This is a genomic window from bacterium, assembly GCA_026416715.1.
Classification (GTDB): Bacteria; UBP4; UBA4092; order JAOAEQ01; family JAOAEQ01; genus JAOAEQ01.
Window position 1 is genome coordinate 24,372 of the sequence record JAOAEQ010000008.1, and the last position, 14,689, is coordinate 39,060.

The following is a 14,689-nucleotide window of genomic DNA, read 5'->3' on the forward strand; positions in this document are numbered from 1 at the left end:
TCGATAGCGCCCCGTTGTTTTGCAACAGGAATAAACTTTCGCGCACGGGTAATAATCATTAATAAAATGAAAATAACATATCGAAATATTGTTTGTTTGCTTATCAGCATTGTATTTCTATTCAGCTGGGCTAACAGCGCGCGCGATTCCGTTCAGGAATTATCCAACCGGATTCAGGAGCAATCAGCGAATACGCAAAATAGTCTGCTGAATTATCAGCTCTGCTACGATATTTCACGAGCATGGTGGTCGGTATACGAACCGGAATTAGCGCTCGATTTTTTATACGCTGCAGCTAAAGAAGCGGAATTGATGAACCCGGCGACCCTTTCCGCAATGAAACTGCTCGAATTAGCGAAACTTGCTACTCGGGAATACCGCGACCGGTCAACCGCAGAAGAAATGATACAACGCGCTCGCGACCGGATGCGACTTATTCTCGATTATTATGAATGGCGGATTCCCTATCGTGAAGCGAATCGGATTGAAAAAGAAGCGCAACGGTTGCAGTATCTCCCTCGCGGGAAATATATCCCGCGACCGGTAACGCTACCGGTGCCAGTCCAGCGAGATGTAATGCCAGGGTTCCCACCGGGAGATATTGTTCCGCAACAAGCACAAGTTGACCGAATTTATCCCACAACTCCACGACCGGAAACACCGCTGAATCCGATATTGCCGCCAAATAAACCGGATAAACCGCAAAAACCGCCACAGTTGGCAGAGAGACCGGATAAACCGGATAAACCGTCGTTACCGCCGAAACCACCTCAACCGCCGGATAAGCCCGAGAAACCCGATAAACCGCCGCTGCCGCCAAAACCGCCGGATAAACCAGAGGTGCCAAAACCGCCGAAACCACCAGATAAACCTGATAATCCACCCCAACCGCCGGATAGACCGAAACCGCCGCAGCCACCAAAACCACCGGATGTACCTGATAAACCGAAACCGCCGCAGCTACCGGATAGACCGCCGTTACCACCAAGACTGCCAAGCTCGGATACGACACGAGTTGGTAACTAGATTAATCATGAAAGGGTTATGCAATAGCGGATAAGCATATATATTAACGGAAGAACAACAAATTGCGGTTAATTCCAAATTGTGCATTTGGAACGGTTTGGGAGTGAATAGCCCCGAGCTTAAGCTCGGGGGCACTGGTGCAAACAAAATCCTTGGGGTTTTAACCCCGAACCTGGATGACCTGATTTCGCGCTGGGTTGGAGATACGAAACGAAAATTTCCTATTACATAATTTGGGTTAATCATTGCGGTTCTTCCGTTTTATGGTTCATCCGTTCTTTTGTTCTTTGTTATTTTTTATACAAGGAGTTATACGCAATGGATATTTCAATTAAAAATATCGGATGGATAGAAGTTATTTGTGGCAGTATGTTTTCTGGAAAGAGTGAAGAGTTAATTAAACGGCTCCGTCGCTGCCAAATAGCGAAACAGAAAATTGCGGTATTCAAACCGCAACGTGATACTCGATATAGTGAAACTGAAATCGTGAGTCATAATCAAGCACGGATTCCATCTATTTCGGTTCGTGATAGTGCTGAGTTATATCAGAACGTTGATGCAGAAGTTCAGGTGGTTGGAATTGATGAAGCACAATTTTTCGATTCCGGATTAGTTGCGGTTTGTGAGAAGCTCGCAAATGAAGGGAAACGGGTTATCGTTGCCGGACTCGACCAGGATTATCTCGGCAGACCATTTGAACCGATACCGCAACTGATGGCAGTAGCGGAATATGTTACTAAAGCGTTAGCGATATGCGTAGTTTGTGGGAATCCAGCGAACCGGTCGTATCGGAAAGTGCAAAGTGAAGAACGAATCTTGCTCGGGAGCCAGGATACGTACGAACCGCGCTGCCGTCGCTGTTTCCAGCCGTTCGGGGAAGAAAAACAACTTGAAATAAAGTAAAGTATCTTAGTTGCAACGACGGTAAAAAGACAAACCGATTGACCATGCAAAATAGGTTTTCATAGTATCCGGTGCATCGACGTTAACATACTCTGCGGTTAGTGTATTTCCATAAACCAACCTGAATTTGGCAATGAACCTACCCGAGAAATTATTACGGTATATTAGCATCTCCATTGTTCCGATAATCTGGTTGATTCTAATCGGGCTCCTGTATTATCGGAATAGCCAGCATTCAATCCTGGAATCCGAACCAAAAATATCATTTGATACCGGCGATGTTATTCTCCGCGAAGAATGGAAACGAATCTATTTAAATAATGAACCAGTGGGATATTCGAAAGTATCGTTGCAAGAAGGTTCTTTCGCTAATAAGAAGGTATATGTGTTGAATAACGAGACGAATTTATATCTGCTCGTTGCGGGGATGAATCAGGATATTCAATTCGCTGGAACGGTAACGCTTGACCGTGATTTAACATTGCTCCAGTTTAATCAGGAATTGAAAGCTGGCAGACAACGGTTTCGGGTACGTGGGATTTTCGGAAATAACCAGTTGCGGGTATGGATTGGCAGCGGTACGAATGAAACTGAACGGCGGATTCCGCTTACCCAACGATGTTATGCTCCCGACGTAGTCCATTTGCTGATGTTACAAGATAAATTTCCGCTTGGAAAAAAATATCGGATACCGATATTTGACCCGACAACATTATCCGCGCAAGTAATTGAAGCTGAAACAGTTGGCAAGACTACGGTTGAGCTAAACGGTCAGAAGTATCCTGCGTATGAAATTAAAGAAACGGTTAAAGGAGTAACGCAAACCGTTTGGGTGAATAGTAAGGGCGAAGTGCTCAAAGAAGAAGCACGGTTAGCTGGATTAACCTTGCTCGCGATGAAAGAATTCGAACCGGATAAAACGAAATTGCACGTGGTTCGACGGTCAACGCAAGATTTATTATTCACCAGCAGTATTCCAGCGAATCGGGAAATTGCGAACCCGCGACAAGTAACCGAACTAACCGTTCGACTTTCGGATATTTCTGAAGAACAAATTGCCCAACTCGACTTAATACCTTCGAAAGAAATCTCCAGAAACGGGGTTATTCTCTGGATTCAAACCGTAGATTTATCGAAATTGCCACCGTATATGCAAGAAGTAAATACAAAAGAGTTTATACAATATCTTGCGCCGTCAATGTTAGTCCAGAGCACCGACCCTGAAATATATAAAACTGCACTGAACATTATCGGGAACAACCGAGATGCAGTACGAAATTCGATTAAATTAACCCAATGGGTATATCGGAATATCCGAAAAAAAATCTTGGTTAGCGTTCCTTCGGCCGTTGAAGTGTTAAAAAATCGGGAAGGGGATTGCAACGAGCATGCGGTATTATTAGCGGCGTTATCGCGGTCGGTTGGGATTCCAACGAAAATTGTTGCTGGGTTGGTATATAAAGATGGATATTTCTTTTACCATGCATGGAACGAAGTCTGGGTCGGGCAATGGGTTCCGATCGATGCGACGTTCGGCCAGACCGCCGTTGATGCAACCCATATTAAACTGATTGAAGGTGACCTCGACCAGCAGATAAAATTACTATCCTTAGTCGGGAAAATCAATATTGAAATTTTATAAACCAGATTACACCGATTTATTGAAAACGATTACAGCGATTTAAATCAATGTAATCGGATGTCCTTATCGTTGTACTCATGAATTCCTATGATAGAAATTAAGAATCTGACCAAAAAATTCGACCGCGTGACGGCGGTATCGAATCTGAATTTATCTATCGCTAAAGGAGAATTGTTCGGATTCCTCGGTCCGAACGGCGCTGGGAAAACCACCACGATTAAAATTATGACCGGATTACTCCGACCGACGTTCGGAACGGTTACAATCGGCGGGTTCGATATCCAGCGGGATGCGATTGCCGCTAAGAAACTTATCGGCTATGTTCCGGATGACCCGTTTATCTACGATAAACTTACCGGACGCGAATTCTTGCGGTTTATCGGCGGGTTATTTTCGCTGGATACCCGAACCGTTACCTCAAAAATTCAATACTGGCTAGATTTCTTCGAGTTGAACCAAACCGCGGACCAGCTAACGGAAAGTTATTCGCATGGGATGAAACAGAAACTGGTTACGTCCGCAGCGCTACTGCACGACCCGCAGGTCTTGATTATTGATGAACCGATAGTCGGTCTCGACCCGCGCAGCACCAAAAAACTTAAAGATTTATTGAAAGAACTCGCAAAAAATGGAACGACGGTTTTCCTTTCAACCCATATTTTGACCGTTGCGGAAGAATTATGCGACCGGGTAGGGATTATTCATCAGGGGACTCTGATTGCTACCGGAAGTATTCCAGAGTTAAAACAAATTGCAAAAGAAACAAGCGATACTTCGTTAGAAGCGATTTTTCTGAAACTAACGGGAGAATAGCTTATTGAATAGTCTTGAGCTTTAGCTCGGATTCGGTATAAAAAGATATTTCGGGTTTTAACCTATAGATAGGACGAAAGTCCAAATAGGTTCGCTTATTTTTTTCCCCTATCTAAAGATAGGGGCTATTCAATTCTAGATAATTTTAAATTGATATGAACCATACATTCTGGCTCCTGAGCATCCGCCCGCGTATCTGGCGGAACTGGATTAAACGGTTCAATATCGAGCATATCGTTTCGATAGCAATTGTGCTCGGATTATTGTTCTTATTCTGGCTAGCTGGTTTCTTTTTCTTTCGGGTTATTCTATCATATTTGAACAACATCCCGCCGATAGGAACGATTCTGATTAACCGATTGCTATCATTAATATTTCTCGCATTATTTCTGATGACCGGGTTCAGTGATATTATCACCGCGTTATCCATTATGTATCTTTCTCGGGATTTACCGCTGTTACATCAGCATCCGATTAACCCGAATAGCATTTTTCTGGATAAATTTATCCAGACGATTTTTTATGGTTCCTGGGCGGTGATTTGTTTCGGTGTGCCGTTATATCTCGCGTATGGTTGGGTGTTCAATGTCGATTGGTATTTCTATCCGGTTGTGATATTCAGCAATATCCCGTTTCTGGTTATTTCCGCTGGTTTAGCGGTTATGGTAACTTTGCTAATCGCCTATTTCGTTCCAGCGAACCGCGCACGAACCATTACGATTGTTCTCATCGGATTAGTTTTCTTCTCGGTCGCTTTATATCTTCGGTTTCTGCAGACTGGACGGATACTCGGTATCGAAGGTACCGCAACCGATTTAAGTAGTTATCTATTCAACTTGCGATTAAGCACGACGCCATATCTGCCGAACCAATGGCTAACCCAGATATTCCAATCCGCTGCGGAACGCAATTATCCCGACCTACTGTTTTATACCGCGCTACTATTTACCACCGCCGCTTTGATTATCCAGCTCTGCATCCAGTTAGCGGGTAAACTATATCATTTCGGCTGGATTAAAGCCGGCGAAGCGGTTTCTCGGAAACACCAAGTACCAAGTTCCAAATATCAAACCCAAACTTTCACCGGTCACCCTTGGTCATTCTTGCCACTTCCTTCTTCTATCAAAGCGTTGTTGATTAAGGATATCAAGATTTTCTGGCGGGATTTAACCCAATGGGGTCAGTTGACGTTACTAGTTGCGTTGGTGCTGGTATATCTATTTAACACGCGCAGTTTTCTCGCTCGTGGTGGGTTCGGTGACCTCGATTATTTCTGGCGGCAGCTGATTGGGTTAGTCAACCTCGGGTTAACGGGGTTCGTTCTCGGGAATTTAGCTATTCGGTTCGTCTATCCGCTTATCAGTCTTGAAGGGAGAAATATCTGGATTATCCGCAGTTCACCGCTGAAAGTATCAACCTTTTTCTGGGTGAAATACTGGCTAGCATTAACCAGTATGCTGGTTATCGGACTTGGATTAACCGGTCTTTCCATCTATTTATTGCGGCTGGATATATTCGTTGCAATCTTATCATTAACGACGATAGCAGTAGTTAGTATTGGAATAACGTCATTAGCGATGGGACTCGGTGCGTTCTTTCCAACGTTTAATGTTGAGAATCCAATGCAACTAACGACTGGCATCGGTGCCGTGTTAACCGTTATTTTGAGTATGCTCTATCTCGGGGCAACGTTAAGTATCGTTGCCTATCCGATGCATATCTATTTCGCTTCCGGCGCAAACCCCGCTAATATCCATCCGTTAGCGCTGATTTATCCTGCAGGAATGTTAATTTTGATTACTATCATTGCAACTATCCTTCCGATAAAATTCGGCCTGAGAAAACTTCAGCAACGAACAAAATAACCCTTTCACCATGCCATATTGGCACGGCGATTCCTCGCAATGTAGTGGAGTTACTACGAACGAGATATTATCTCGTTCGTAGCTGCTCCTTTCCTTATTGCGTTGTGACCTGGTGGTATGATGTCGTGGTTTCGTGGTAATATTGTTACTCTGCGAATTAGCCGAAATATTAAACCATAATGATTAAGAATAAATCTCAGCAGGTTATCGGATTTATCCGGGAGTATCCGTGGCTGAATTATTGGGGTCCGGTCTGCACGATAGCGCTGTTTATTTTTATCACTTCTTCGATTCCGGAACCGCCAACGAGCAAAATAACCATTCCCTATTTCGATAAACTAATGCATGGGATTGTTTACGGTTTCCTCGGATATTTCACTCGCCGAGCGTTATCGCAAACGAATCAATCTTTATTTTCGCGGTATGCTGGGCTATTTGCCATCATATTCTGTTTCTTATATGGGGTATCGGATGAAATTCATCAATCGTTTGTTCCCCCGCGAGAAACTGACGCTATTGATTTAATGGCAGATGCACTAGGCGCGAGTATAGGACAGTTTATACAAAAATGTATCCATAATCGTAAATCTTAATGTCAAATGAAAACGAAACGAAAAAACGGGAGAACGAGTAAACTAAAGAACAAAACCTATCATTTTGTGTTCCTCCGTTCTTTCGTTCTTACGTTGTTCAGGTAATTTTATTTTGAACGTGGAATTTAGGAATATATGCGTTTAGTGATTAGAATGTTGATTTATATATTACTGGTGGTAACTCCGCTGATATTAGTCCGGGCGATATATTATACAGCGGTGAATTCGAAACTGTTCTTTTCCGAATTTCTGCTCGTGATTATTATCGCGCTATGGCTCAACATGGTGCTATGGAATAAAAAAGTTAGATTTCGGATTTCGGATTTAGTTGGATATATCAACTCACCATTCAGTATACCGCTTTTGCTTTTTGCGGGCTGGATTATGTTCCGGAACATTTTCAGTCCGATTCCGCTATTATCTTGGAGAGAAAGCGAATTATTCTTGTTATGGATAGGTCTATATTTCGTCTGCCTAGACATTTTTCGGGAGAAAAAAACATTTTATCCTATTTTTTGGTGTCTGCTCGGAACCGGAACCGTGGTCGCACTCTATGGTATCCTCCAATATTTTGGCTATGACCCGATGCCATGGTCTGGTCGAATTGCTCCGAAAGGAAAAGATATCGTCATCTCAACCTTCGGGAACTCGAATTATGTTGCAGAATATCTTCAGCCGATAGCAATTGTTGGATTAACCTGGTTGTTCATTACTGCAACGAAGTCATTGAGCAAAGCAGTCGCTGGTATTGCAGTGATAATTTTATTAACTTGCATTATGATAAGCGGAGCGCGCGAAGCATGGGTCGGTCTTCCGCTCGTAGCGCTGATCGGTTGGATGCTGTTGCGCAACAAGAGCAAGGGTACCCCGAAGTTACAATCGGAGAACCAAACCCCAACAAGGAGCAAAGAAGAAATTCAAACTCCGAACACCAAACTCAAAAATAACATTACTGTTTCGCGAATATGGATAATTATTCTATTCATATTTCTTGTCGTTGTTGTGAGTGGGGTAATCCTTAAAGCATCACGACATCCAGAGTGGCTGAAACTGCGGATATATTCCTTATCCGATGTTCATCAGTTCCAGGAACGGTTCCTCATTTGGCAAATTGGATTTAACATGATTCAAACGCATCCGGTCTGGGGATTGGGTGCCGGCGGATTTAGAATCAATTTTATGGAATATTTAGCTCAATTCATGGAAAAGGATGAGAACCAGATTTATGTGCCGACGGTAAACAACTGGCAGGGAAGTAACGCAAATCAAGCGCATAATGATTATCTACAATTTGCCGTTGATTTCGGATTGGTTGGAATTGCGCTATTCTTCTGGTTCATTGCTACCGTTATCTATTTCGGCGTTAAGTCGATTCGAGCAGAAGCTGATTCGATTCGGAAACTGCGGATAACCGGATTATTTTTAGCGTTAATTGCAATATTCATTGATGCAGCGGTAAACTTTCCGTTTATGCTACCGGGAAATGGGCTATTTTTCTGGGTTCTACTCGCGTTGTTTAGTAACAGCATTTGTATTGAGATGCCGAATACCATGGATAAGGCACCAAGTAGCAAACAACATGTACCAAACAATATATCTGTTCTGCTCATTCGGATACTTGGGAGCGTAATAGTGGTCATTTTCAGTATCGTGTTACTGAGTGCAATTTATCGGTCGGTGCAAGCGAGTATTCTATTAAAAATAGCACGGAAAGAGGTTCTGCTCGGACAGATACAACCGGCATTAGAAAAACTGGAGAAATCCGCAAAATTAGACCCGTTTGAAAATGAAACCCGGTTCGCGCTCGGTTTGGTTTATCAGAACCTCGGTCAGTTCGACCGTGCAGTGTATCATTATACGCAAGCGTTTGGATATGATTATCGGAAATATGTTAATTTAGGAGAAACATATTTCGCGATCAAAAATTATCCCGCAGCAGCCATTGAACTGGAAAAAGCAGCGAGAATATATCCAGCTGACCCGGAACCAGCGCGTTTACTCGGGATGCTCTATAGCCAATACCTACCTCAACCAGATAAAGCGATTCAGTACTATGAACATTATTTACGGTTAGTTTATCAACCGGAAGATGCGCTTGCAATAGTTGAAGAGATTAAAAGATTGAAGAATAGCCAAACAAGTGAACGACTTGAACGAGAAAGACTAAAGTAAGCTAAACTTGCTATTTATTCTTTGCCCAGCGCGGATGGGTGATGTTGTATTGTTCAATCCGATAATTCATTGCACGGCGTGATAATCCGAGCAATTTCGCTGCATCTTTCTGTACCCATTGCGTCATCTCAAGCGCTTGGAGAATCAGCTGTTTTTCGACGTCTTTTAACGAAATTCCTTCCGGCGGTAACCGGAACTGATAGATTGATTTTCCCGCTTCCGCAGAGGTTCCTTTCAGAAACGAAAGTGCATCTGCCGGAATTAGGTTGTTTTCAACGAGTAACACCGCGCGTTCGACGGTATTCTCGAGCTCACGAACGTTACCAGGCCAATAATAGTTGCGGAGTAAACTTTCGGCTTCCGGCGTGAATCCGGAAATAGATTTGCCATACTGGCGTGCATATTTTTTTAGAAAATAATGCGCTAGTAATAGTATATCTTCCTTTCGTTCACGTAACGGCGGAATGGTTACACTGAATACATTCAACCGATAGTATAAATCCTGCCGGAACTTATTCGATTCAATTGCGGCCGCTAAATCCTGATTAGTCGCTGCAATTAACCGTACATCAACCTTAATCGTTTTCGTTCCGCCGACCCGTTCGAATTCCTGCTCCTGCAGAACCCGCAGAATTTTCGCTTGTGTAAATAAACTCATATCCCCGATTTCATCTAAAAATAACGTGCCGAGATGCGCTTGTTCGAACCGGCCAATCCGCTGTTTATGAGCGCCGGTAAACGCACCTTTTTCATGACCGAACAGTTCACTTTCAAGCAGGGTTTCCGGCAACGCAGCGCAGTTAACTTTAATAAACGGGCGAGTATTTCGATTGCTATTATAATGCACTGCACCCGCTAGCATTTCTTTTCCGGTTCCGGTTTCGCCAAGCAAGAGAATGGTAGCATCGGTTTTCGCTACTTTTTTGAGCGATTCAACTACCGCAATCATCTGTTTACTTTGCCCGATGATATCATTAAAACTATATACAACCCGCCGATCGTGACGGAGAAACGCTAATTCTCTCGCTTCGGTTCTCCGTTTCAGAACCGAATTAATTTTGCCAAGTAATTCGCGTGGACTAAACGGCTTTTTTAAATAATCAGCGGCACCATTGACCATCATACGTGCAGTCTCTTCCCGACCGGACGAACCTGCTATTAAAATTATTGCTACACTCGGGTCAGTATCCTGCACGGATTTCATCACCTGCAATCCACCCGCCTGCGGGATATCAAGGTCAACCAGGATGATATCGAAATGTAACCGTTGTCCTTCAGCAATCGCTTGTTCTGCGGATGCCGCTTCTACTACAGAATACCCTTCATTGATTAATACCCGAGCCATATTCCCGCGAAACTCGGAATCTGCGTCAGCAATGAGAATTTGGTTCATAGTTCAAACAATCCTATAACGGTAGAACCTAAATACCTATATATCATATTATATCATTACCTATGAAATTAATGTTCAAAGTTTACCTGCGGTATGCAAGAGTTTACCTTTCATTCATCAACATCGGCGAAGCAATATCTTGTTTGACCACTTGACCAGGTAACGTCATCTGATACGGCCAGATTTTCCGACCCGGATAAATCGCAGTATGAATTCCGGTATTAACCCTATCGCCGATAATCGCACCGAGTTTTTTTCTGCCAGTATCAATTAGTTTACTTTTTACTACCGACTTAACGGTTAAATCATCATGCCGATGATTAGCGGTAACCGTTCCGGCAGCAATGTTTACATATTCACCTAACACCGAATCGCCAATATAACTTAAATGACTGATAAACGTGTTTCGCATAATAATCGAATTCTTGATTTCAACGGATTGTCCTACCCGACAATTATCGCCTATTGCGGTTAATCCGCGAATAAACGAGTTCGGACCAATCGTGCAATTTTTCCCAATCATAATTGGTCCTTCTAGATAGGTGCCGTTCTTAATTATCGTTCCTTCACCGACGACAAGTTCACCTTTTATCGTAACTCGTTCTTCAATAGTACCTTTGATGTCAGTCTTAATATTAGCTAAGAGATATTCGTTCGCATTCAATAGTTCCCAAGGGTATCCTATAGGTAGCCAATAATCCTGAACTAACTCGCAAACTACAGTTTCTGACTCAGCGAGAAGATTCAGCGCATCGGTAACCTCGTATTCGCCCCGGTCGGTTAACTTAATTTTTTTTAATAACTCAAATATTTTCCGGTCGAGAACGTAAAATCCGATATTAGCGATTTTCGACGGCGGATTATTTGATTTTTCAACAACTTTAATTAATTTACCGTTATCAACCTCGAAAATCCCATATTTCTCAGGATTTGCTACTTCTTTTCCTAATGTTGCATAGGGATATTGTAAACAGCGTTCGATATCTTTTCGAGAAAATAAATCGTCACCGTTGGTTAAAATAAACCGATCGTGGATAAACGGAGCTCCCTGCATCGCCGCATGACCCGTCCCGAGTTGTTCTTTCTGTTCAACATATCGCAGTTTCATCCCTTGATAGGAACTACCGAAATAATTTTGAATCATTTCTTTCCGATATCCGACAATAATAATCACTTCTTCAACTAAACCAACAAACTGATTCAAGGTATGTTCAAGGATTGGTTTATTTGCAATAGGTAATAGCGGTTTTGGTTTGGTCAGTGTTAATGGATAGGTGCGGGTAGATTTACCTGCTGCCATAATAATCGCTTGGTTAACGTTGTTCATAAAACCGAGTTCTCTCCTCTATCTTCCAGTAGATATGCCTGAAAACAACCTAGATTGACTTGTTAAATGAATGATTTGAATGATATTATGTTCTGATATTATGCTCAGAAAAGCATCGTTCTGTCAACTATAAATTTTAATTTTTGAATTTTTATGCAGGACCAAGATACCAAAATACCGATTACATTGGTAGTGAATAATACCGAGGTGAAATTAGACATTCTACCCAACACCTCGTTGTTAGATATCTTGCGGAATGAACTGGGGTTAACCGGTGCCAAAAAGGGTTGCGGGATTGGACTCTGTGGCACCTGCACCGTGATTATGGATGGGAAAGCAGTTCGTGCCTGTGTTGTTTCCGCAGAACAAGCGAATGGAAAAGAAGTTGTTACTATTGAAGGATTAGGAACCGAAGAGAAATTAGACCCGATTCAGGAAGCGTTGATACGTCATCATGCAGTACAATGTGGATACTGCACGCCGGGAATGATTATGACCATTAAATCGTTTCTAGCAGAAAATCCATCTCCTACCTCGGAACAAATCAAACAGGCATTATCCGGAAATCTTTGCCGGTGCACTGGCTATAAACAAATTATTGATGCAGTTATTGACGTGGTATCAAATACCAAGTACCGAGTAAATATTGACCGTTCGAGTTATATACTCGGGGAATCAGTACCACGCGTGGATATTGTAGATAAAGTTACCGGAAAGACGAAATATACTGCGGATATTACCCTAGACAAAATGCTATATGCGAAGGTATATCGCAGTCCGCATAGTTCTGCCCGGATAGTTAAAATCGATAGCGCTGCAGCGAAAAAAATCAATGGCGTCATTGCGGTTATAACCGCAGCGGATATTCCAGGCAGTAAATTCTATGGGAAAGCGGTGCAAGACCAACCGGTGTTAGCGGTTGATAGGGTTCGATATTTCGGTGAACCGATAGCGTTGGTTATTGCTGAATCAGAACCAATCGCCGAGTCAGCTTTGCAAAAAATATCGGTTGAATACGACCCGTTACCTGCAGTATATCATCCGCTTGATGCTATGAAACCGGATGCTCCCAAGATCCATACTGAACAAATCTATCAATCACTTGCTCCACATTCCGATGCAGTAAATACCCGGAATATCCTATATCATTTCCCGATTCGAAAAGGGAATATAGAAGCTGGATTCGCACAAGCGGATACGATTATCGAACGAACCTATACTACCCCGTGGTTCGAACATGCTTGTTTAGAAACGGAATCCGCAATTGCATGTTACGACGAACAAGGCAAACTGACGGTGACTGCGCCGTCGCATAATGTTTATTTCGACCGGCGAGAAATCGCTCGGGTGCTTGGTATAGATAAAGAGCAGATTCGGATGATTAAATCGCCGATGGGAGCGAGTTTCGGTAAACGGGAAGATATCTACGGTCAAATTTTAGTCGCGTTAGCAACGTATTATACGAACCGTCCGGTTAAACTGGTGTTTACTCGGGAAGAAACGTTTACGGTGACTACCAAACGGCATCCGATGCAAATGCGATATAAAACCGGCGTAACGAACGATGGGAAAATTACCGCAGTAGAAGTTGAAATTATCGCAGATACCGGCGCATACGCTTCTTGGGCACCAAATATTCTTCGAAAAGCGGCGGTACATGCTGCGGGTCCCTATTCGATACCGAATATTGTAGTTGACGCTTATGCGGTATATACGAACAATGTTCCGGCTGGCGCAATGCGCGGATTCGGCGCAACACAAGTTGCGTTCGCCTATGAATCACAAATGGATGAGGTCGCAAAAGTTATCGGGTTCGACCCAGTCGAATTCCGACGGCGAAACTTGCTCCGTAACGGAGATACTACTGCGACCGGGCAGGTGCTACGCTCTGCAATTGACCCTGGTGCAACATTAGATGCGGTGGTACAACAATATGCTATCCATAATAGAAAAGATGCGAGACCGCACCATAGCAGTAAAAAATATGGAATCGGGTTGGCTACTATATTTTACGGTATTGGTTATGGTTATGGGATACCGGATATAGGCACTGCAATTATTGAATTAACCACCGACGGAAGCGCAGTAATCTCAACCAGTGCGATAGATTACGGTCAGGGTTTAGCGACCATTTTCTGTCAGATAGCCGCAGCGGTGTTAGGATTAACACTTGATAAAGTTCGAATTATTACTGGCGATACCGAACTGACCCCGGATAGTGGTTCAACCGTAGCCACCCGACAGACATATGTCACCGGGAATGCAGTTAAATCTGCGGCTGAGAAATTACGAGGTGAAATTACATCGTTCGTTGCCGAAAAATACCGGATTTCTCAAGACGCAGTTACCTTGATTGAAAATAGTATTCAGTTAGAACCTCGGGGTAAGATTCCGCTGTCTGAGATTATTCAGCAGATGCGAGCTGCGGGTAGACCGACAAAAAAACAAGCGCGGTTTAAACCGGTGACACAACGGTTAGACCCTATTACCGGTCAAGGAGAGGCTTACTATCCCTATACCTTTGGAACACAGCTCGCTGAAGTTGAAGTTGATATCGAAACCGGGGAGGTGAAGGTATTAACGCTTCTTGCGGCGCATAATGTCGGAAAAGCGATTCACCCGGGCAACGTTCTCGGTCAGCTATACGGTGGAATAGCTATGGGACTCGGAATGGCACTAACCGAAGAGTTCGTCATTTCCGAGGGGATTCCCAAGACGGTGAATTTTCAGCATTATCGCATACCGAAATCAACTGATATTCCGGAGATAATTCCGATTATTTTAGAAGCGCCGGAACCAACCGGTCCGTTTGGCGCTATAGGCATTGGGGAACCCGCAATGATACCAACTGCGCCGGCGATACTTAATGCGATAGCTAATGCTCTTGGGAAAAGAATCTATGAATTACCTGCGAGTAAAAATAAAATCATTTCGATACTGAAAGAAGAATAATGA

General features: G+C 43.3%; 10 protein-coding genes. 8 read left to right on the plus strand and 2 right to left on the minus strand.

The features are described from left to right. The first annotated feature begins 66 nt into the window (after nt 1–66). From N3A72_04710 to N3A72_04740, 7 genes are all read left to right on the plus strand, one after another. Entirely contained in the window at nt 67–1,026 is a 960-nt protein-coding gene (locus N3A72_04710; protein ID MCX7918904.1) for a hypothetical protein, read from the plus strand. A gap of 318 nt (nt 1,027–1,344) precedes the next feature. Then, complete coding sequence (locus N3A72_04715; protein ID MCX7918905.1) at nt 1,345–1,929, plus strand: thymidine kinase; 585 nt, start codon at nt 1,345–1,347, stop codon at nt 1,927–1,929. 133 nt (nt 1,930–2,062) lie between these two features. Beyond that, nucleotides 2,063–3,571, plus strand: coding sequence for a transglutaminase-like domain-containing protein (locus N3A72_04720; protein ID MCX7918906.1), 1,509 nt, complete (start codon nt 2,063–2,065; stop codon nt 3,569–3,571). 87 nt (nt 3,572–3,658) lie between these two features. After that, nucleotides 3,659–4,384 (plus strand): ABC transporter ATP-binding protein, encoded by a 726-nt coding sequence (locus tag N3A72_04725; GenBank protein ID MCX7918907.1) that lies wholly within the window; start codon nt 3,659–3,661, stop codon nt 4,382–4,384. Nucleotides 4,385–4,539: 155 nt separating this feature from the next. Next, a complete protein-coding gene (locus N3A72_04730; GenBank protein MCX7918908.1) occupies nt 4,540–6,249 on the plus strand; it encodes a hypothetical protein in 1,710 nt (569 codons plus the stop codon). 179 nt (nt 6,250–6,428) lie between these two features. Then, on the plus strand, nt 6,429–6,842 hold the full coding sequence (locus tag N3A72_04735) for a VanZ family protein (protein MCX7918909.1): 414 nt from the start codon (nt 6,429–6,431) through the stop codon (nt 6,840–6,842). 135 nt (nt 6,843–6,977) lie between these two features. Beyond that, a complete protein-coding gene (locus N3A72_04740) occupies nt 6,978–9,014 on the plus strand; it encodes an O-antigen ligase family protein (GenBank protein ID MCX7918910.1) in 2,037 nt (678 codons plus the stop codon). A 10-nt stretch (nt 9,015–9,024) separates the two neighbouring features. Here N3A72_04740 and N3A72_04745 read toward each other — a convergent pair whose 3' ends face one another. Continuing rightward, nucleotides 9,025–10,407, minus strand: coding sequence for a sigma-54 dependent transcriptional regulator (locus N3A72_04745; GenBank protein ID MCX7918911.1), 1,383 nt, complete (start codon nt 10,405–10,407; stop codon nt 9,025–9,027). Between the two features lie 103 nt (nt 10,408–10,510). Then, on the minus strand, nt 10,511–11,734 hold the full coding sequence (locus N3A72_04750; GenBank protein ID MCX7918912.1) for a sugar phosphate nucleotidyltransferase: 1,224 nt from the start codon (nt 11,732–11,734) through the stop codon (nt 10,511–10,513). 153 nt (nt 11,735–11,887) lie between these two features. On the opposite strand from N3A72_04750, the gene N3A72_04755 reads away from it, so the two are divergent. Beyond that, the gene (locus N3A72_04755) at nt 11,888–14,686 is read left to right on the plus strand and encodes a molybdopterin-dependent oxidoreductase (GenBank protein ID MCX7918913.1); all 2,799 of its coding nucleotides are present in this window, start codon (nt 11,888–11,890) and stop codon (nt 14,684–14,686) included. Nucleotides 14,687–14,689: the final 3 nt, after the last annotated feature.